The sequence below is a fragment of the Saccharopolyspora rosea genome, from assembly GCF_025643595.1.
Taxonomy (GTDB): domain Bacteria; phylum Actinomycetota; class Actinomycetes; order Mycobacteriales; family Pseudonocardiaceae; genus Saccharopolyspora; species Saccharopolyspora rosea.
The window spans coordinates 5,394,991-5,414,558 of record NZ_CP102826.1 but is presented as its reverse complement, the minus strand read 5'-3'; the positions used below and the strand labels follow the sequence as shown (position 1 = coordinate 5,414,558).

The following is a 19,568-nucleotide window of genomic DNA, read 5'->3' as shown; positions in this document are numbered from 1 at the left end:
GCTGGTCAGTCCTGTTCCCGCAGTCGATGCGCGGTGTTCACGCCGACGCCGAGGGCCGTCGCGGCGGCGAGGTCGGCCGCGGTGTCCACATCGCAGCGCAGCGAGTCCCAGGGGCCGTCGAGGGCTTTCCCGCCGGAGGCGGCGTGCGCGGCGGCCGAGCCCGGGCCGAACCGCGGATCCAGCGGCGTTCCCGGAGCGGCCAGCAGCAGCGTGGTGCCGGTGCCAGCCCGGTCCGCGCAGAACGCCCGCTCGTCCCCGGCGGCGCGCAGCGCGGCGCCGAGCTCGTCGGGGCGCAGCGCGGGCAGGTCCGCCTGCAACGCGCCGATGCGCGACACACCGGGCCGGTGCTCCAGCAGCTCGGCGCCGTGCCGCAGCGCCGCGTTCAGCCCCGCGGCCGGTGCGTCCGCGAGCACCTCGACGCCCTCGGCGGCGAACGCGTCGGTCAGCGCCGGATCGGAGGTCACCACCACGACCTCGGCCACTCCGGGAGCCAGCCGCGCCGCGCGCACTGTGTCCAACGCCACGGCCGCGACGAGCGCGGCGTGCGCGTCCGGCCGACCACGACCGGCGTCGGCGGCGCCGAGCAGCCGGGACTTGGCCAGCCGCAACGGTTTGATCGGGACGAGGAGGTGCGATCCTGCGGTCACCGGGGAAACGTAGCGCGGGCGGTCCGGGCGTTCCGGCGAGCCGTGCGGCAGGTACCTTGACTGGCGCTCGCGACCGAATGAGGAGGTGCCGTGGCGGAACCGAAGAGCCTCCGGCGCGCCCGGAAGGCGACCGCCGAGAAGGCGCAGGGCTCGGGCAAGTTCTGGCTCGGCCTGGCGCGCGCGGTGTTCTACCCGCTGTCCGGCGCGCTGGCCCGCGCCCGCGTGATCGGACTGGAGAACATCCCCGCCGAGGGCCCCGCGCTGGTGGTGTTCAACCACGTCTCGCACCTGGACCCGGTCTACGACGCGGTGACCGTGCACCGCGCGGGGCGGATCCCGCGCTTCCTGGCCAAGCACACGCTGTGGAACGTCCCGGTGTTCCGCAACGTGCTCGTCGGCGTCGACCAGATCCCGGTCTACCGCGGCACCTCGGACGCGAAGAAGAGCCTGCGCGAGGCGCACCGGGCGCTGGAGCGCGGCAAGGTCCTGGTGATCTACCCGGACGGCACCATCACCAAGGATCCGCAGGGCTGGCCGATGATCCCGAAGGTCGGCGTCGCGCGGCTGGCGCTGGCCGAGGACGTGCCGGTGATCCCCGCCGCCCGCTGGGGAACCCGCGAGATCTACGACCACTACAACAAGCGGTTCCGGCCCTTCCCGCGCAAGCGGGTGACCGTGAAGTTCGGCGAGCCGCTGGACGTTTCGGCCCACCGCGGCGGGGAGAACGACCCCCAGGCGCTGCGCGACGTCACGCATCTGATCATGGGACGGGTGCGGGAGCTGCTCGGCGAGATCCGCGGCGAGCAGCCGCCCGCCGAGTTCTACTCCTCGGCGCGCTCCCGGGGGACCGATGGCGCGGCCTGAGCGGATCGCGGTGCTCGGCGCCGGATCCTGGGGCACCACCTTCGCGAAGGTGCTCGCCGACGCGGGCAACGAAGTGGTCCTGTGGGCGCGCCGCGCCGAAATCGCCGGTGTGATCAACGAATCCGGCCGCAACCCGGACTACCTGCCGGGCATCGCGCTGCCCGAGCGGCTGCGCGCGACCGACGACCCGGTCGAGGCGGTGCACGGCGCGAGCGCGGTGGTGCTCGCCGTGCCCAGCCAGACGCTGCGCGAGAACCTGGCCGGCTGGCAACCGGTGCTGCCGCCGGACGCGACGCTGGTGAGCCTGGCCAAGGGGGTGGAACTGAGCACCCTCAAGCGGATGAGCGAGGTCGTCGGCGAAGTCGCGGACGTGCCGATGGACCGGGTGGCGGTGGTGTCCGGTCCGAACCTGGCCAAGGAGATCGCCGCCGAACAGCCGACCGCGACGGTCGTCGCGTGCCGCGACCACGACCGCGCCGTCGCGTTGCAGCACGCCTGCTCCACGTCCTACTTCCGGCCCTACACCAACACAGACATGGTCGGCATCGAGGTGGCCGGTGCGTGCAAGAACGTGATCGCGCTGGCGTGCGGCATGGCCGTGGGGCTCGGCTACGGGCACAACACGGCGTCCTCGCTGATCACCCGCGGGCTCGCCGAGACCACCCGGCTCGGCGTGGCGCTGGGCGCCGAGCCGATGACGTTCGCCGGCCTGGCCGGGCTGGGGGACATGGTCGCGACCTGCATGTCGCCGTTGTCGCGGAACCGGACGTTCGGGGAGCGGCTGGGACGCGGCGAGACCCTCGCGCAGGCGCAGGAGGCGGCGCACGGCCAGGTCGCCGAAGGCGTCAAGTCGTGCTCCTCGATCCGCCAGCTCGCCGCCCGCCACGGCGTCGAGATGCCCATCACGGACGTGGTGCACCGGGTGTGCCACGAGGAGCTGTCCCCGGCTCCGGCCGCGGCCGAGCTGCTGGGCAGGGAACGCAAGCCGGAATGACGGGGAGGAATCGCGTTGTTCGGTGACGGCACCCGGTGCGTGCACGGCGGACATCCCGAACCGGCCGGCGGCACTCCGCTGCTGCCCGGCCCGGTGTTCGCCGCGCCCTACCACCTCGGGGCGGACGGGGATTTCTACGGCCGCGCGGGCAATCCCACCTGGCGCGCGCTGGAATCGGCGATCGGCGACCTGGACGGCGGCCACTGCGTGCTGCTGCCGTCCGGGATGGCCGCCACCAGCACGCTGCTGCGCGCGGTGCTGCGCGTCGGCGACGCGCTCGTGCTGCCCTCCGACGGCTACTACGCGACCCGCCAGCTCGTGCACGACGAACTCGCCGAACTGCGGCTGGACGTCCGCGAGATCCCCACGCCCGGCCCGTGGGACGACGGCGTGTTCGACGGAGTTCGCCTGGTGCTGCTGGAAACCCCGTCGAACCCCGGTCTCGACGTGTGCGACATCGCCGCGCTCGCCGAGCGCGCCCACGCCGCGGGCGCGCTGCTGGCCGTCGACAACACCACCGCCACGCCGTTGGGCCAGCGCCCGCTGGAACTCGGCGCGGACATCGTGATCGCCAGCGACACCAAGGCGTTGTCCGGGCACAGCGACCTGTTGATGGGGCACGTCTCGGTCCGCGACGCCGACCTGGCCGAACGGCTCGTGCGCGCTCGCACGCTGTCCGGGGCCATCCCCGGACCGTTCGAGACGTGGTTGGTGCACCGCAGCCTGGGGACGCTGGACCTGCGGCTGAGCCGCCAGGCGGACAACGCCGCCGCGCTGGTGGCGGCGCTGCGCGACCACCCGGCGGTGCGCGGGCTGCGCTGGCCCGGTACGCCGGACGACCCGGCGCACGACCTCGCGCGGCGCCAGATGCGCCGCTGGGGCGGGGTGTTCCGGTTCGAACTCGCCGACGCCGCGGCGGTCGAGGAGTTCGTGCGCCGCAGCCGCCTGGTGGTCGCGGCGACGAGTTTCGGCGGGCTGCACAGCACCGTCGACCGGCGCGCCCAGTGGGGCGATCCGGTGCCCGAGGGGTTCGTGCGGTTCTCGGCGGGTTGTGAGGACTCCGAGGACCTCGTGGCCGATGTGCTCCAGGCGCTGGGCTGAGATCCGGTTCCGGTGCTCGACGGTGTGAGATCCGCGGTGCGCGGGTCCGTTCGGGTTGACGGACCCGCGCCGTTGCTGGTTCAGTTCGCGGCATGTTGTTGCGCGCCATGACCGACCGGCGGGGTCACATCGACCTGCGCCGGGTCGCCAGCGCGCTCTGTCTGTGTCCTTCGTGCTGATCGATCCCTGTCATCGCTGACGGGTCGGCGTGCGCCGGACCCGTCGGCACGACCGCACATCCGCGAAGGACTTCCCGAAGTGTTTGCCGTTCCCGAGAACACCGTGGCCGCGCCCGCCGACCTGTCCCTGGCCCATCCGGTGCGCGTCGCCCGCGAGCTCGCCGCCGACCGCACCTCGTGGGCGCACCTGCTGCGCTACGACCCGCAGCAGCGGTTCAGCGAACTGCTGGACCGCACCGACGGGCAGGAGGTGTGGCTGCTGAGCTGGCTGCCCGGCCAGCACACCGATCTGCACGACCACGGCGGCGCCACCGGCGCCTTCACCGTGGTCTCCGGGACGTTGACGGAGCGCGTCATCCAGCACCGGAACTCCGAGGTGCTGCACACCGTCGTCGCGGGCCAGTCCCGCGTGTTCGGCCCGAACTACGTGCACCAGGTGCACAACGACGGCCCCGACCCGGCGGTCAGCATCCACGTCTACCGCCCCGGCAGAACCCGCATGACGACCTACGAGCACGACCCGGTCGACGGGCTGCGCGGTGTGCGCGAGGCGTAGCGAGCCCGTAACCGCGCGCTGCCGCGGCCGAAAAGGTCGCGCGGTGTCCTCTCCGGTGGTTCCCAGCCGAGCTCACGGGAGGACGCATGAGCACGCGGTGCGCGGGGTTCTCGACGTGGTCGCACCGCTGTCCCGCGACATCGTGTCCGATCGGTCGATGGCGGGCTGACCCGTCGGGACGCCGCGGCAGACCCCGGGCCCGCGACGTCGGCGTTCGGGCGGGGTCCTCGTCGGGTCAGGAGCGCACCCAGCGGCCGGCTCGCCGGCGACGGGTGGACCGGGGTCGCGGTGTCAGCGCACGCCCCGGCCGCGCACGTGCCGCGGGACCTCGGCGCCGGGCGGCAGGTCCGGCGCGGGTTCGGGCTCGCCCCACGACCACCGCAGCGGCAGCACCCCCGCCCAGGCGGTCGCGGCCTCGACGTCCTCGGGTTCGTCGACGGCGCCGCCGTCGCGGACCTTCACCGACGCCTCGCCCAGGTCCACCGCGATCACCGCGGTCGCCGCCAGCTCCTTGCGGTTCGGGTGCCGCGCGTGCTCCCACGAGCCGGGCGCGAGGTGGTCGGTGATCACCTGGAGCGCCCGCCAGGTCTCGTCCGGATCGGTGACCGCGCGGGCCCGGGCGTGGATCACCGCCGAGCGGTAGTTGACCGAGTGGTGGAACAGCGACCGGGCGTAGACGATCCCGTCGACCAGCGTCACCGCCACGCAGACCGCCGGCTCCTCGGCGGCTTCCCGGAGGCTCCGGGCACCGGTCGAGCCGTGCGCGTACAGCGTGTCGCCGTCGCGCCCGTAGGCGGTCGGCAGCACGCGCGGTGAGCCGTCGATCTGCACGCCCAGGTGGCAGACCAGACCGGCGTCGAGGATCGCGTGCAGGTCGGCCCGGTCGGTGCGCGCTCGGGCGGCACCGCGGCGGATCGTGGACCGTTCGGTGGGAGAGAGGGTCACCGGACCAGGATCGTCCGACAAGTGGCATCATCGAAGTGCCAATCGAGGAGAATTTCGAAATGCCACACGCGGTACCGGGGGCCAGCTCCCCGCTGCTGGAGCTCGCCGTCGAACTCGACCGCGAGGACGCTCGTCCGCTCGCCGCGCAGCTCGCCGACGCGCTGCGGCACGCGGCCACGGTCGGCCAGCTGCGCGACGGCGACCGCTTGCCGTCGACCCGCGTGCTCGCGCGCCACCTGGCCGTCAGCCGCACCGTGACCGCCGCCGCCTACGAGCAGCTGCACGCCGAGGGCTGGATCGTCGGCCGCCACGGTTCGGGCACCTACGTGACCACCCGCCCGCCCGGCACGCGGACTCCGGTGGCCGCCGCCGAGCGCGCCGAGCAGCCGAGCGAGGAGTCCGCCGTGGTCCTCACGCCCGGTGTGCCGTGGGCGGAGGGCATCGACCGGGCGGCCTGGCGCCGCGCGTGGCGCGCGGCGGCCGACGCCCCGCCGGACGACACCCCGGCGCGGCCCGGGCTGGCCGAGTACCGCGAGGCCGTCGTGGAACACCTGTTGCGCCACCGCGGGCTGGTCGTCGGCGGTCTCGGCGTCGACAACGTGCTCGCCACCGGCGGCACGACCTCGGCGGTGGCGGAGCTGGCGTTCGCGGTGCTGCCGCGCGGTGCCTCGGTCGCCGTGGAGGAGCCGGGCTACCAGCGCGCGGTGGGGGCGCTGCGGACGGCGGGGATGCGGGTGGTGCCGGCGCCGGTCGACCACGCCGGTCTCGTCGTCGAGGACGTGCCGCGCGGGGTGCAGGCGGTCTACTGCTCTCCCGCGCACCAGTACCCGATCGGCGGGCGGCTGCCCGCGGAACGCCGGATCGCGCTGGTCGAGCGGGCCCGCGCCGAGGGCTGGCTGATCGTCGAGGACGACTACGACGGCGAGCTGCGCTACGACGTCGCGCCGCTGCCGGTGCTGGCGTCGCTGGCCCCCGACGTCGTGGTGCACCTGGGCACGACCAGCAAGATCCTCACCCCGACGCTCGGCGTGGGCTGGATGCTCGCGCCCCGCGAGGTCTCGGCCGCCGTGCTGGAGCACCGCGCGCGTTCCGGCACCAGTCCGGCCCCGGCGGGGCAGCGGGTCCTCGTCGAACTCGCCCGGCACGGCGACCTGGGCAGGCACCTGCGCCGACTGCGCCGGGAACTGTCCCAGCGCCGAGCCCTCGTCGTGGAACGGCTGGGCGCCGCGGGCATCGAGGTGTTCGGCGACCAGGCGGGCGCGCACGTGGTGCTGCCGCTGCCGGACGCCGACACCGAGCGGCGGGTCGTGGACGCGGGACGCGAGCACGGCTTGGTCCTGGACGGACTGCGGCGGCACCACGCCGGACCGCAGCGCTGGTTCGGGCTGGCCCTCGGCTACGCCGCGTGTTCGCGCGACGACCTGGTCCGAGCACTGCCGCTCGTGGCCCGATCGTGCGGTGGCAGGTGAACGGCGGCTCCCGACGCGCCAGGTATCGTCCGGCGCATGACACAGCGCAAGACCCGGGTGGCGGTCGTCTTCGGCGGGCGCAGCACCGAACACGGCATCTCGTGCCTCTCCGCGGGGAGCGTGCTCGCGCACCTGGACACCGAACGCTTCGAGATCGTGCCGGTCGGCATCACCCGGGAGGGCGCCTGGGTGCTGGGCACCGGTGATCCGGAGCAGCTGGCGATCCACGACCGCGAGGTCCCGGAGGTCACCGGCGGCGACGCCGTCGTGCTGCCCGGAGACGCCACCCGCCGCGAACTGGTGCTGCTCGAACCCGGCCGCGGCGGTGAGGTCCTGTCGTCGGTGGACGTGGTCTTCCCGGTGCTGCACGGCGCCTTCGGCGAGGACGGCACCATCCAGGGGCTGCTGGAGATGGCCGACGTCCCCTACGTCGGGCCCGGGGTGCTGGCCAGCGCGGTGTCGATGGACAAGGAGTACACCAAGAAACTGCTTGCCGCCGAAGGGCTTTCGGTCGGGCGGTACGAGATCTTGCGCCGCGATCGGTCCACACTGGACGACCAGGCCCGGGAACGGCTGGGGCTGCCGGTGTTCGTCAAGCCGATGCGCGCCGGTTCGTCGGTGGGCATCACCAAGGTCACCGACTGGGCCGACCTGGACGCGGCGATCGCCGAGGCGCGGCGCACCGATCCCAAGGTGATCGTCGAGGCCGCGATCACCGGTCGCGAGGTCGAGTGCGGCGTGCTGGAGTTCCCGGACGGGCGGATCGAGGCGTCGTTGCCCGCCGAACTCCGCGTGACCGGTGAGAGCGACTGGTACGACTACGAGTCCAAGTACCTCGACGACGTCACCGAGTTCGACATCCCGGCCAAGATCGGCGACGACGCGATCGAGCGGTTGCGCGACATGGCGGTGCGCGCCTTCCGCGCCCTGGACTGCCAGGGACTGGCCCGGGTCGACTTCTTCCTCACCCCCGAGGGCGAGCCGATCCTCAACGAGGTCAACACGATGCCCGGGTTCACCGCGATCTCGCTGTACCCGCGGATGTGGGAGCACACCGGCATCGACTACCCGACGCTGCTCACCACCCTCGTCGAGACCGCCCTCGCCCGCGGTACCGGCCTGCGCTGAGCGCCGGCTCAGCCGAAGACCGGTTTCTTCGGCAGGGTTCGGCCGAGGACGTCGGAGAGGTCCTGGAGGGGGCCGGTACCGGCGTCGGCGGGCACCGTCAGCGCCACGTAGACCGGGCGGTCCACGGCGAGCCAGCTGGTGTCGCCGCCCTGGTCGATCCGCAGCCAGCTCACCCCGGAGACGTCGAGCAGCTGGGAGGTCGGCGTCAGCTCGGCCGGGGCGTCCATGCCGCAGCGCACCGTCGCCGGATCGTGCCCGGCGTCGCCCCAGGCGACGCTCGCCGGCGGCACCGGCTCGGCGAGCGGGCGGCGCGGCACGCGGTCGTGGTGGACGGTGAGCTCGCGCGGCAGCGCGGCGAGCACCGCGGCGCACTCCGGGGAGCCCGCCTTCGGCGCGGGGACCGGGGCCAACGGGAGCGGCCCGGTGCGCCGGGCCTGCTCGGCGGCCTCGACGGCGGCGCGCTGCCTGCTGTCGCTGATCTTCGCGTACACGCCGATCCCGGCGACCGCGACCGCCAGGAGAACTCCGAGCGTGATCGCCGCGATCAACACCGGTCGGGGCACCCCGGACGCTGATTGCCGAACCACGTCGTCCACTACAACACGGGCGGCGGCCGGTCTTCGCACCGCCCTGGTCGGGCGGAGTCCGCGCGGTGCGGCCCCGCCCGCTCGGTCACAGGTGCACCACGGGACAGGTGAGGGTGCGGGTGATGCCCTCGACGTTCTGGATGCGGGCGACGACCATCTTGCCGAGCAGGTCCACGTTCTCGGCCTCGGCGCGCACGATCACGTCGTAGGGACCGGTGACGTCCTCGGCGCTGATGATGCCCGGGGACCCGGCGATCTCGGCGGCGACGGCGGCGGCCTTGCCGACCTCGGTCTGGATGAGGATGTAAGCCTGAACCACGGCGTGCCCCTTCGTCTCGGCCCCGCGCTCGGGGTAGGAAACTGGCAGCAAGCTACCCCATCGTCGCGAGCACGTGCTCCAGGAAGGAAGGTCTCAGTTGGGTCCGGATTCGTCACAGGACGCACAGACCATTTCCCAGGTGGGTGAGTTCGGTCTCATCAACCGGGTTACTTCCGGGCGCGCGCAGTCACCGGGCACCCTGCTCGGGCCGGGGGACGACGCCGCTGTGCTGGCCGCGCCGGACGGGCGCGTGGTGGCCACCACGGACGTGCTGGTCGAGCAGGTCCACTTCCGTTTCGACTGGTCCACACCGCACCAGGTGGGGCGCAAGGCGGTCGCGGTGAACCTCTCCGACATCGCCGCGATGGGCGCGGTCCCGACGGGGCTGCTCGTGGGTCTCGGGTGCTCCCCGGACCTGCCGACGACCGTGGTCGACGAGCTCGCGGCCGGCATGTGGGAAGAAGCACAGCGGGTGGGGATCAGCGTGGTCGGCGGCGACATGGTGTCGGCGACGTCACTGACGATCTCGGTCACGGCGCTCGGCGACCTGCAGGGCCGCGAGCCGGTGACCCGGTCCGGCGCCCGGCCCGGTGACGTGGTCGCCGTCGCCGGACGGCTGGGCTGGTCGGCCGCCGGATTGGCGGTGCTCGGCCGCGGTTTCCGCTCGCCGGTCGCGGTGGTCGGCGCGCACCGGGTGCCGGAACCGCCGTACGAGGCGGGACCGCAGGCGGCGGTGGCCGGGGCGACGTCCATGGTGGACACCTCCGACGGGCTGCTCGCCGACCTCGGGCACATCGCGGCCGCGTCCGGGGTGGCCGTCGACGTGCGCACCGAGCTCGTCGAGGTGCCGCAGCGGCTGACCGAGGTCGCCTCGGCGCTGGGCGCGGACGCCCGGCACTGGGTGCTCACCGGGGGCGAGGACCAGGCGCTGGTCGCGACGTTCCCGCAGGGGCGTCCGCTGCCCGAGGGGTGGCGCCCGATCGGCGCGGTCGTCGAGGGCGAAGGCGTCACCGTCGACGGCGACGCCTACGCGGGACCGTCGGGCTGGGAACACTGGCGCTGAGGGCGCCCGGCGCACCGGGCGCCCCGCGGCTCACGCCGTCGACGCGCTGGTGGTCGGCGGCATGTCGTCGCTCAGCGGCCGTCGCGCGGTCTCCTTCATCAGCAGCACCGGGATCAGCGAGATCACCGCGGCCCCCATCACGTAGTAGGCGGGGAAGAAGGAGTTCCCGGTCGACTGCACCACCGACTCGTTGACCAGCGGCGCGGTGCCGCCGAACAGCGAGGTCGAGATGTTGTAGCCGATGCAGAACGCCGCGTAGCGGACCTTGGTCGGGAACAGCGCGGGCAGCGTGGCCGCCAGCGGCCCGATCAGCTGCACGTGCCCGATGCCCAGCAGCGCCAGGCCCAGCAGCGTGGTGATCGTGTGGCCCTGGGCGATGAGCATGAACGCCGGGATCGGCAGCACGATCAGGCAGACGCACGCGGAGATGAACACCGGCTTGCGCCCGATGCGGTCGGACAGCGCCCCGACCGGCGTGATGAGCACCAGCATGATCACGATGACGCCGATCAGCGGCAGCAGCGCGGTCGTCTTCGGGATGTGCAGCGTCTGCTGGAGATAGGTCTCCATGTAGGTCAGGATCGTGTAGTTCGCGATGTTGATCACGATCACGATCCCCATCAGGATCAGCAGCTGGCGCCATTGTTGCTGCACCAACGTCTTCAGCGGCGACTTCGCGACGTTGTGCGTCGCCTCCAGGTTCTTGAACGCCGGGGTGTCCTCCAACTTCCGCCTCAGGTACAGCCCGATCGCGCCGAGCGGCCCGGCGACCAGGAACGGAATTCGCCAGCCCCAGTCCGTCATCGCCTGGTCCGGCAGCGTCAGGATGAGAACGGTCGGCACCGAGGCGCCCAATGCGAACCCGACGAGCGTGCCGAATTCCAGGAAGCTGCCGTAGAACCCGCGGTGCCGGGTCGGCGCGAACTCCGCGATGTAGGTCGCCGCGCCGCCGTATTCACCGCCGGTGGAGAAGCCCTGCACCATGCGGCAGAGCAGGAACAGCACCGGGGCAGCGACACCGATCTTGCCGTATTCGGGCAGCAGGCCGATGACGAAGGTCGAGCCCGCCATCAGCAGGATCGTGACGGCCAGGACCTTCTGCCGTCCGATGCGGTCGCCGAGGGGCCCGAAGAAGAAGCTCCCGAGCGGCCGGAGCAGGAACGAGATCGCGAACACCCCGAACGCGGACAGCGTCTGCACCGCGGGGTCGTCGCTGGGGAAGAACTTCGCGCCGACGTAGGAGGCGACGTAGGCGTAGACGCCGAAGTCGTACCACTCGGTGCAGTTGCCGACCGCCGCCGCGGCGATCGCCCGACGCAGCAGTGACCGCTCCTCAAGTGATGTTCCGGTTCTTTCCTGCGAAGTCATGGGATTGCGGCCCACCTCCGGAGTTCACGGGCGTGGTCGTCACGAGCGAATACCCGCGCAAACCTAGCCCAGCGCCCAGCACCAGACCACCAAAAACGGCGGTTGTGTCCATTCCGTTGGTCATCGCTTTATGGAAAAGATCACCGGGGGCGCGACGCTGCGTCCGCATCGGGTGCAACGGATTCACCGCTCGAATTGGCCGGGTGACGGGCGCAAATGGCGACCCGCTGGACGCCCGGTGACGGGACGTGATGCGCGCTCGGCGGGTGTTACTTCGAACGTGTGTGACGTCGCTTACGTGACCGTTCCGTGACGTGATCGCGGGGGCGCCGGCCGGGTGATCAGCGGGCTCGATATCGTGTTCGGCCATGGCCGCACGTCCCCTGCACGAGCTCGTGGAGGCCGGGTGGGCGAAAGCCCTCGAACCGGTCGCCGACCGGATCTCTTCGATGGGCGAGTTCCTGCGCGAGGAGGTCGCGGCCGGCCGCAGGTACCTGCCCGCGCCCGACCACGTCCTGCGCGCGTTCCAGCAGCCGTTCCACGACGTGCGGGTGCTCATCGTCGGCCAGGACCCGTATCCCACGCCCGGTCACCCGGTGGGCCTCAGCTTCTCCGTGGCGCCCGACGTGGCGCCGCCGCGCAGCCTGGTCAACATCTTCCGCGAGTACACCGAGGACCTCGGCCACCCGACGCCGTCCAGCGGTGACCTCACCCCCTGGACCGAGCGCGGCGTGCTGCTGCTCAACCGGGCCCTCACGGTCCGCCCCGGCAAACCCGCCTCGCACCGCGGCAAGGGTTGGGAGGAGGTCACCGCCCAGGCGATCCGGGCGCTGGCCGCCCGCGACGAGCCGATGGTGGCGATCCTGTGGGGGCGCGACGCGCGCGACCTGCGGCCGCTCATGCCCGGGGTGCAGTGCGTCGAATCCCCGCACCCCAGCCCGATGTCGGCCGACCGCGGGTTCTTCGGCTCGCGGCCGTTCAGCCGGGCCAACGAGCTGCTGGAGCGTGCCGGTGCCGCGCCGATCGACTGGAAGCTGCCGTAGTCCGGCGGCCTGTGGATTTCGCCCGCGGCCGGTCGTACATTGGGCCTTGCCGGAACATGCACTCGGGGCGGAAGAAGGCTCGTGATGAGGGCCGGCCGGAACTGCACCCCCCTGCGGTGTCTCGTCCGCAGGGTGTGGCCCGGTGCGAATCCGATGCGGCGACCGACCGACTGGTTCGAGCCGGTCGCGCTGTTGATCATCGTGCTCGTCGGCGTGGTCACCGTGGTGTTCGCGGTGGGCACCGCGCAGTCCGAGCTGCGGGACCGGATGGGGCAGGTCCAGGTCGAGCAGTCCACCCGGCACCAGGTGCAGGCGTCGGTGGTGGCGCAGGTCAGCGGTGAGGGGACCGCCACCCGGTCGGTCGCGGTCCGCTGGGGCCAGCCGCCCGACGAGCACTTCGCGGTCGTCGACGTCCCGTCGCGCACGCCGCCCAACGGCACCGTGCCGGTGTGGCTCGACCAGCGGGGGCGGCTCGTCGCCCCGCCGATGACCCCGGGTGAGGCCACCCAGGCCGCGGGCATCGCGGGCGCCGGGGTGCTCGTCGGTTCCGCGGTCGGCACGCTGCTGCTGTTCGCCCTCGCCCGCTGGGTCGTCGTGCGCAGACGCCTCGCGGCATGGGCCGCCGAGTGGGAGGAAGTCGGACCGCAGTGGCGCAACCACGCACCATGAGCGCCTGCCCGCCAGCCCCCCGCGTTCGAGCCGCGACGCACCGAAGGGCAGGTTTCCGGGCATGAAAAACCCCGGGGCCGTGCGACCCCGGGGTTCACGTGTGCGCGCTCAGCCGCGCACGACCTTGCCGGACTTCAGGCAGGACGTGCACACGTTCATGCGCTTGCGCTGCGAAAGACCGAACTTGGCGTGCACGGTCTGGATGTTCGGGTTCCACCGGCGCCTGGTCTTCCGGTGGGAGTGCGAGACCGAGTTGCCGAAGCCTGGTCCCTTGCCGCAGACGTCGCAGACGGCAGCCACGTCAGACACCCCTTACTTTGCATTGACGGTTACAGCGATGAGAGCCACGCAAGCGACGCCCACTCGCGTGGAGGTCTTGCCACCCAGGGGTGACTGCGCTTGCTGTTCACCGCCGTTCCGGCGGCATTGAGCCCGGGGGACCCGGTCGCCCTGGGTCATCGCCACCCGGGACCGGATCAGTGTAGCCCACCAGCTGCGAACCCCCGGGTGCCGGGGGCCGTAGCGGCTGGTCGACGCGGACTAGTCTCGGGCGGACCCGTCCTAGGTGACCCGGGAGGCCCCCTTGTTGCGGACGCTGGACGCGGCGGCGGCCCGCCGGTGGGCGGACCTGGCCGTGGCGGCGCTGGTAGCCGAACGCGATGCGATCGACCGGATCAACGTGTTCCCCGTCGCCGACGGCGACACCGGCACGAACCTGGTGCAGACCATGCGCGCGGCGGTCGAGGCCCTGGACGCCGCCGACCCGGACACGCTCGGCGGGGTCCTGGAGGCGCTGGCCAAGGGGGCGCTCGGCGGCGCTCGGGGCAACTCGGGGGTGCTGCTGTCGCAGGCCCTGCGCGGCGTGGCCGAGCAGTTGCGGGACGTCGTCCGCGCCGACGGGCGCCACCTGCGCGCCGCGCTCGGGCACGCCCACGACCTCGCGGCCCGGGCGGTCAGCGAGCCCGCCGAGGGGACGCTGCTGTCGGTGCTGCGCGCCGCGGCGAGCTGCCCCGACTCCGAACGGCTCGACGTGGTGGTCCGGGGTGCGACCCGGGCCGCGGTCGATGCGCTGCGCGGGACGACGGCGCAGCTGCGGGCGCTGTCCGCCGCGGGCGTCGTGGACGCGGGCGGCCGGGGTCTGGTCGTCGTGCTCGACGCGCTGCACGCGGTCGTCTGCGATGGCGAACGGCTCGCGCCCGACGCGCCGGAGCCCGGTGGCGCCGACGGGCCGCAGCACGAGTCGGAGTTCGACTACGAGGTCATGTACCTGTTGTCGCAGGCCGCTCCGGACGGGGTCGCGCGGCTGCGCGAGGTGCTGTCCGGACTCGGGGACTGCGTGTCGGTCGTCGGGGACGGCGCGGGGGCGTGGGCGGTGCACGTGCACTGCGACGACATCGGCGGGGCGATCGAGGCGGGCATCGAGACCGGGCGGGTGCGCCGGATCGAGGTGACCCGGTTCGCCGACCAGGACCGCGCGTTCCCGCGCGAGCGGGCGGTGCTCGCCTGCGCGTCGTCCGACGCGCTCGGCGAGCTGTTCGCCGCGGAGGGCGCGGACGTGCTGCGCACCGGGCCGTCGCCGACCGCCGGTGAGCTGCGCGACGCGATCGTCGCCACCGGTGCCGGTCACGTCGTGGTGCTGCCCAACGGCGACGCCGCCGCGGCGGTCGTCGAGCAGGCCGCCGAGGCGGCGCTGCGCGACGGGCAGGAGGTCGTGGTGGTGCCGACGGCCTCGCCGGTGCAGGGGCTCGCCGCGCTGGCCGTGCACGACCCCGGGCGGCGCCGCGCCGACGACCAGGTCGCGATGGCCGAAGCCGCCGCCGCGACCCGGCGCGGGGAGCTGCGCGTCGCCGACGCCGAGGCCCTGACCTGGGTCGGCCGCTGCAGTCCCGGTGACGTGCTCGGCCTCGTCGACGGCGAGGTGGTGCTCATCGGCGACGAGGTCGCCGCGGCCGCGCGGGAGCTGGCCGAGCGGATGCTCACCACGGGAGGCGAGCTGGTCACCGCGCTGGTCCACGCGGATGCGCCCGCCGGATTGCCGGACCTGCTCGCCGAACACCTCCGCCGCAGCCACCCCGAGGTCGAGTTCGCCTGGTACCCCGGCGGCGATCTCGGCGCTCTGGTGCTCTTCGGGCTCGAATGACACGAATGGTGCTAGTGTCATTGGCACCATGTTGCTGGCGCTGGACCTGAACGACGAGCGGCCGCTGCACGAGCAGGCGGCCGACGCGCTGCGTCGCGCCGTCGCCGAGGGCGACGTGGCGCCGGGGGACCGGTTGCCGCCCGCGCGCGACCTGGCCGACGCCATGCGGATCAACGCCAACACCGTGCTCCGGGCGTTGCGGCAGCTGCGCGACGAGGGACTGCTGGAGTTCCGGCGCGGTCGCGGCGTCACCGTGCTGCGCCGCCCCGACCCCCGGGCCGGATTGCGGGACAAGCTGCGCGAGCTGCTGGCGGAGGCGAACCGCCACGGGTACCGGGCGGCGGACGTCGCGGCGTGGATCGAGGAGCTGAGCGGGGAGGCGCGATGACGTTCCGGCGGTTGTTCCTGCTGGTCCTGGGTGTGTGGGCGGTGCTCGTGGGAACCGCGTCGGTGGCCGTGCCGCTGGCCTTCCGGGACCGGTTGCCCGACCCGATCGCGTCCCACTGGGGCCTCGGCGGGCAGCCCGACGGCGCCCTGCCGCTCCAGGTCGTCCTGGTCGTCCACCTCGCGCTCTGGCTGCTGGTCGTCGCGGTGAGCGCGGCGACGCTGCGGCGCGGCGGGATCGACTCGCGCGTCCGGCGCGCGTCGGCCGTCGCGGTGCTGTCCGGCGGTGCGGTGTTCGTGCTCGGCCTCGCCGCGCTGTCGGTCCGGGCGAACCTCGACGTGCCGGGGTGGGCGCTGGCGCGGCCGGTGCGCTGGGAGGTCGCCCTGGTGCTGGTCGGCGCCGCGGTGGTCGGCCAGCTCGGCTGGTTCGCGGCGAACCGGGGGCCGGACGCCGTCGGCCCCGCGGCGGTGGGTGGTTCGCCGATGCGGGTTCCTCCCGGACAGCGCGCGGTGTGGGTGTCCACCGCCGCCAGCCGCGTGCTGGGCGTGATCGGCGTGGTGGCGGTGGCCGTCGCCGCGCTGTCCGCGCTGGTCGGTGGCCGGACCCTGCCTGCGGCTTGGGTCGGGGTGCTGGTGGGCCTGGTGTGCCTGGCGATGTGCTCGGTGCGGGTGGCGGTGGACGAGCGGGGCGTGCGCATCGCGTTCGGCCCGCAGCGCTGGCCGACGCGGCACATCCCGACCGAACGCATCCGCGGCGCGCGGGCGGAGGTCCACCGTCCGTGGGAAGTCGGCGGGTGGGGCTACCGCGTCCGCCCGGACCGCACGGCGGTCATGTTGCGCGGCGGCGAGTGCCTGGTGCTGCACCTCACCTCCGGCCGCGACTTCGTCATCAGCGTCGATCACCCGGAGCGCGGTGCGGAACTGGCCGACGCGTTCGCCGCGGAGCGCTCCGCCACCGGCGGGGAGTGAGTGGGGTTGGGCACACCCGGGCCGGGGCGGCGGGCTACCGTCGACGGCGGTCGTCGAGTCCGTCCCCTGGAGCGTTCCCCGTGAGCTTCCGCAGCCGGTACCTGGTGTACGTCAGCGGGTGGGCGGCCGCGGTCGCGGCACTGGTGGTCGGTGTGCCCGCGGTGCTGCGGTCCCGGCTGCCCGAGCCCATCGCCGTCGACTGGGACTTCACCGACCACCCGCAGGACTCCGCCGACCTGCGGGACTTCGTGGCCTCCCGGCTGCTGTGCTGGCTGGTGGTGGCCGCGTTCTGGGGCTGGTTCGGGCTCCGCGCCCGGACCGAGCGCCGCTGGGTGTGGACCGCGGTGCTGCTGGCGGCGACCGGGGTCGTGGTGGCGGGTGAGGTCGTGATCACGGTGCTGGCCAACCTCGACGCGACCGATTTCCGGAGCGCCGGGTCGCTGGACGGGCAGGGCTGGGTCCTGGTGTGCTGCGCCGTCGCCGCGTTCGTGACGTGGCGGCGGGCCGGGCGGCGGTGGACCGAGCTGTCGGTGCCTCGGCGATAATCCGTGGTGCGGCGCAGGAGAACCCCGCGGGAGGACGGCACGTGACCACATTGGACGCGAAGCTCGACCGGGTGCTGGGCGCGAAGACCGCCAAGGCGCTCGACTCGGCGCTCGGCCTGTCCACGGTGGGCGACCTGCTGCGGCACTACCCGCGCCGCTACGCCGAACGCGGCGAGCTGACCGCGATCGCGGGCCTGGAGATCGGCGAGCACGCGACGGTGCTCGCCAAGGTGGAGCGGGTCGCCAAGCGCACCATGAAGTCGCGGCGGGGCACGATCGTGGAGGCCCGGATCACCGACGGGCACCGCTCGCTGATCTGCACGTTCTTCAACCAGGCGTGGCGGGAGCGGGAGCTGGTCCCCGGTCGGCGCGGCATGTTCGCGGGCAAGGTCACCGCCTTCCGCGGCCAGCTGCAACTGGCGCACCCGGAGTACCAGTTGTTCACCGACGACGGCCAGGACGTGGGTTCGGCCGCCGAGGAGTTCGCCGGTGCGCTCATCCCGGTGTACCCGGCGGCCCAGGGGCTGCCGTCGTGGTCGATCGCGCGCTGCGTGCGGCAGGTGCTGGACGTGTGGGACGGCACCGACGACCCGCTGCCCGCGGACCTGCGCGAGCGCGCCGGTCTGGCCGACCTGGAGTCGGCGTTGCGGCGCATCCACCAGCCGGGCGACTTCGGCGAGGTGCGCACCGCGCAGGAGCGGCTGAAGTGGGACGAGGCGCTGGCGGTGCAGCTGGCGTTGGCGCAGCTGCGCGGCTCGGCGAAGACGCACCCGGCACCGGCGTGCCCGCGGCGCGACGACGGCGTGCTGGCGGCGTTCGACGAGCGGCTTCCGTTCGAGCTGACCGCCGGGCAGCGGGAGGTCGGCGAGCAGATCGCCGTCGACCTGGCCGACGAGCACCCGATGAACCGCCTGGTGCAGGGCGAGGTCGGCAGCGGCAAGACGATCGTGGCGTTGCGCGCGATGTTGCAGGTGGTGGACTCCGGCAGGCAGGCCGCGATGCTCGCGCCGACCGAAGTGCTGGCCGCCCAGCACGCCCGCTCGCTGTCCGAACTGCTCGGCGAGCTCGGCCGGGCCGGGGAGCTCGGCGGTGCCGAGCAGGCCACTCGGGTCACGCTGCTGACCGGCTCGCTCGGCGCGGCGCAGCGCAAGAAGGCGATGCTCCAGGCGGCTTCCGGCGAGGCCGGGATCGTGGTGGGCACGCACGCGCTGATCCAGGACCGGGTGTCGTTCGCCGATCTCGGACTGGTCGTGGTCGACGAACAGCACCGCTTCGGCGTCGAGCAGCGGGACGCGCTGCGGGCGCGGGCTGGGGACGACACCTCCCCGCACGTGCTCGTGATGACCGCGACGCCGATCCCGCGCACGGTCGCCATGACCGTCTACGGCGACCTGGAGACCTCGGCGCTGCGGGAGCTCCCGCGCGGGCGGTCGCCGATCAGCACCAGCGTCGTGCCGGTCGCGGAGAAACCGGCGTGGCTGGACCGCGCGTGGGCGCGCATCCACGAGGAGGTCGCCGCCGGGCACCAGGTGTACGTGGTGTGCCCGCGCATCGGCGATGACGAGGAGAACTCCGGCGGCAAGAAGTCCCGGAAGTCCGAAGTGGACGACGGTACCGAGGAATCGCCGCCGGACGAGGGCGGCGGCCAGCGGCGTCCGCCGGTGGCCGTGCTGGAGGTCGCCGAGCAGCTGGCGGCCGGGCCGCTGGCGGATCTGCGGCTGGGCGTGCTGCACGGCCGCCTGCCCGCCGACGACAAGGAGGCGGTCATGCGCGCCTTCGCCGCCGGGGAGCTGGACGTGCTGGTGGCGACCACGGTCGTCGAGGTCGGTGTCGACGTGCCCAACGCCACGGTCATGGTGATCATGGATGCCGACCGGTTCGGCGTCAGCCAGCTGCACCAGCTGCGGGGCCGCGTCGGCCGGGGCAGCGCGCCGGGGCTGTGCCTGCTGGTGACCGAGGCGGTCGCCAGGACCACCACGCGGGAGCGGATGGAGGCGGTGGCCTCCACCACCGACGGTTTCGAACTGGCCCGGTTGGACCTGGAACTGCGCCGCGAGGGCGACATCCTGGGCGCCGCCCAGTCCGGCCGCAAGTCCGGGCTGCGGATGCTGTCGCTGCTGCGCGACGAGGACGTGATCGCCGCCGCCCGCGAGGAGGCGGACCGGTTCGTCACCGACGATCCGGAGCTTCGCCGGCACCCCGGCCTGGCGCGCATGGTCGCCGAGGTCGTCGACGCCGAGCGCGCGGAGTACCTGGAGAAGAGCTGACCGCCGCCCGAGCGGTGGTGTGAATTCGCGGTGTGATCCGTTTCACCTGACGCTGTTGTGATCTTGTCCGCACGTTCTGTGGCGCAGACCGAATGGTCGGTCCGATTCCGTACGAACGTACTGCCCGAAGCAGGTCCCGATAGTTTCTTGCGAAGAAAATTCGGCAAATTTTTCGCGTCGAGTCCACTTGTGCGGGCAGATGTTTCCCCAGGTCAGAGGGCATACTGAAAGTCCCGTCACTCGGGAGGTTCTCCCGGTCGGCGGAATTTTCACGGTAGTGTTTCGGCACCAACCGACACCCGTCACTGGCACCGACCGACGCCTGTCCAGG

At 73.2% G+C, this 19,568-nt stretch carries 20 protein-coding genes; 14 read left to right on the top strand and 6 right to left on the bottom strand.

What is annotated here, in order from left to right:
* Window positions 1-5 precede the first annotated feature (5 nt).
* Window positions 6-647 carry a 2-phospho-L-lactate guanylyltransferase gene (gene cofC / locus NV263_RS25075; RefSeq protein ID WP_263249080.1) on the bottom strand — a complete coding sequence of 214 codons (642 nt, stop codon included), beginning with the start codon at window positions 645-647 and terminating at the stop codon, window positions 6-8.
* 90 nt (window positions 648-737) lie between these two features.
* On the opposite strand from cofC, the gene NV263_RS25070 reads away from it, so the two are divergent.
* From NV263_RS25070 to NV263_RS25055, 4 genes are all read left to right on the top strand, one after another.
* Window positions 738-1,511, top strand: coding sequence for a lysophospholipid acyltransferase family protein (locus NV263_RS25070; protein WP_263249079.1), 774 nt, complete (start codon window positions 738-740; stop codon window positions 1,509-1,511).
* Window positions 1,498-2,505 carry an NAD(P)H-dependent glycerol-3-phosphate dehydrogenase gene (locus tag NV263_RS25065; protein WP_263249078.1) on the top strand — a complete coding sequence of 336 codons (1,008 nt, stop codon included), beginning with the start codon at window positions 1,498-1,500 and terminating at the stop codon, window positions 2,503-2,505. The genes NV263_RS25070 and NV263_RS25065 overlap by 14 nt, the downstream gene beginning before the upstream one ends.
* A 9-nt stretch (window positions 2,506-2,514) precedes the next feature.
* On the top strand, window positions 2,515-3,606 hold the full coding sequence (locus NV263_RS25060; protein WP_263254360.1) for a cystathionine gamma-lyase: 1,092 nt from the start codon (window positions 2,515-2,517) through the stop codon (window positions 3,604-3,606).
* Between the two features lie 258 nt (window positions 3,607-3,864).
* The gene (locus NV263_RS25055) at window positions 3,865-4,341 is read left to right on the top strand and encodes a cysteine dioxygenase (RefSeq protein WP_263249077.1); all 477 of its coding nucleotides are present in this window, start codon (window positions 3,865-3,867) and stop codon (window positions 4,339-4,341) included.
* A gap of 291 nt (window positions 4,342-4,632) precedes the next feature.
* Here the strand turns inward: NV263_RS25055 and NV263_RS25050 are convergent, their stop codons facing one another.
* Window positions 4,633-5,286, bottom strand: coding sequence for a pyridoxamine 5'-phosphate oxidase family protein (locus tag NV263_RS25050; protein ID WP_263249076.1), 654 nt, complete (start codon window positions 5,284-5,286; stop codon window positions 4,633-4,635).
* A 59-nt stretch (window positions 5,287-5,345) separates the two neighbouring features.
* Here NV263_RS25050 and pdxR point away from each other — a divergent pair, with 59 nt between their 5' ends.
* The gene (gene pdxR / locus NV263_RS25045) at window positions 5,346-6,755 is read left to right on the top strand and encodes a MocR-like pyridoxine biosynthesis transcription factor PdxR (protein WP_263249075.1); all 1,410 of its coding nucleotides are present in this window, start codon (window positions 5,346-5,348) and stop codon (window positions 6,753-6,755) included.
* A gap of 36 nt (window positions 6,756-6,791) precedes the next feature.
* Window positions 6,792-7,883 (top strand): D-alanine--D-alanine ligase family protein, encoded by a 1,092-nt coding sequence (locus NV263_RS25040; RefSeq protein ID WP_263249074.1) that lies wholly within the window; start codon window positions 6,792-6,794, stop codon window positions 7,881-7,883.
* Window positions 7,884-7,891: 8 nt separating this feature from the next.
* Here the strand turns inward: NV263_RS25040 and NV263_RS25035 are convergent, their stop codons facing one another.
* Together NV263_RS25035 and NV263_RS25030 are read right to left on the bottom strand one after the other, a co-directional pair.
* Window positions 7,892-8,470 (bottom strand): DUF3515 domain-containing protein, encoded by a 579-nt coding sequence (locus NV263_RS25035; protein WP_263249073.1) that lies wholly within the window; start codon window positions 8,468-8,470, stop codon window positions 7,892-7,894.
* An 85-nt stretch (window positions 8,471-8,555) separates the two neighbouring features.
* On the bottom strand, window positions 8,556-8,789 hold the full coding sequence (locus NV263_RS25030) for an Lrp/AsnC ligand binding domain-containing protein (protein ID WP_263254358.1): 234 nt from the start codon (window positions 8,787-8,789) through the stop codon (window positions 8,556-8,558).
* Window positions 8,790-8,886: 97 nt separating this feature from the next.
* Here NV263_RS25030 and NV263_RS25025 point away from each other — a divergent pair, with 97 nt between their 5' ends.
* Window positions 8,887-9,852 carry a thiamine-phosphate kinase gene (locus NV263_RS25025; protein ID WP_263249072.1) on the top strand — a complete coding sequence of 322 codons (966 nt, stop codon included), beginning with the start codon at window positions 8,887-8,889 and terminating at the stop codon, window positions 9,850-9,852.
* 30 nt (window positions 9,853-9,882) lie between these two features.
* Here the strand turns inward: NV263_RS25025 and NV263_RS25020 are convergent, their stop codons facing one another.
* Window positions 9,883-11,220 (bottom strand): MFS transporter, encoded by a 1,338-nt coding sequence (locus tag NV263_RS25020; protein WP_263249071.1) that lies wholly within the window; start codon window positions 11,218-11,220, stop codon window positions 9,883-9,885.
* Between the two features lie 368 nt (window positions 11,221-11,588).
* Between NV263_RS25020 and NV263_RS25015 the strand changes: the two genes are divergently transcribed.
* A complete protein-coding gene (locus tag NV263_RS25015) occupies window positions 11,589-12,263 on the top strand; it encodes a uracil-DNA glycosylase (protein ID WP_263249070.1) in 675 nt (224 codons plus the stop codon).
* A gap of 153 nt (window positions 12,264-12,416) precedes the next feature.
* Window positions 12,417-12,932 (top strand): Rv1733c family protein, encoded by a 516-nt coding sequence (locus NV263_RS25010; RefSeq protein WP_263249069.1) that lies wholly within the window; start codon window positions 12,417-12,419, stop codon window positions 12,930-12,932.
* 108 nt (window positions 12,933-13,040) lie between these two features.
* Here the strand turns inward: NV263_RS25010 and rpmB are convergent, their stop codons facing one another.
* A complete protein-coding gene (gene rpmB, locus NV263_RS25005) occupies window positions 13,041-13,232 on the bottom strand; it encodes a 50S ribosomal protein L28 (protein WP_263249068.1) in 192 nt (63 codons plus the stop codon).
* A gap of 286 nt (window positions 13,233-13,518) precedes the next feature.
* Between rpmB and NV263_RS25000 the strand changes: the two genes are divergently transcribed.
* The 5 genes from NV263_RS25000 (at window position 13,519) to recG (ending at window position 19,237) form a co-directional block, all read left to right on the top strand.
* On the top strand, window positions 13,519-15,072 hold the full coding sequence (locus NV263_RS25000; protein ID WP_380758245.1) for a DAK2 domain-containing protein: 1,554 nt from the start codon (window positions 13,519-13,521) through the stop codon (window positions 15,070-15,072).
* Between the two features lie 28 nt (window positions 15,073-15,100).
* The gene (locus NV263_RS24995; RefSeq protein WP_263249066.1) at window positions 15,101-15,460 is read left to right on the top strand and encodes a GntR family transcriptional regulator; all 360 of its coding nucleotides are present in this window, start codon (window positions 15,101-15,103) and stop codon (window positions 15,458-15,460) included.
* Window positions 15,457-16,425: a DUF1648 domain-containing protein gene (locus tag NV263_RS24990; protein ID WP_263249065.1), complete on the top strand. Its 969-nt coding sequence runs from the start codon at window positions 15,457-15,459 to the stop codon at window positions 16,423-16,425. Before NV263_RS24995 ends, NV263_RS24990 begins: the two co-directional genes overlap by 4 nt.
* 80 nt (window positions 16,426-16,505) lie before the next feature.
* The gene (locus NV263_RS24985; protein ID WP_263249064.1) at window positions 16,506-16,970 is read left to right on the top strand and encodes a hypothetical protein; all 465 of its coding nucleotides are present in this window, start codon (window positions 16,506-16,508) and stop codon (window positions 16,968-16,970) included.
* A 41-nt stretch (window positions 16,971-17,011) separates the two neighbouring features.
* Window positions 17,012-19,237 (top strand): ATP-dependent DNA helicase RecG, encoded by a 2,226-nt coding sequence (gene recG / locus NV263_RS24980; RefSeq protein ID WP_263249063.1) that lies wholly within the window; start codon window positions 17,012-17,014, stop codon window positions 19,235-19,237.
* Window positions 19,238-19,568 lie beyond the last annotated feature (331 nt).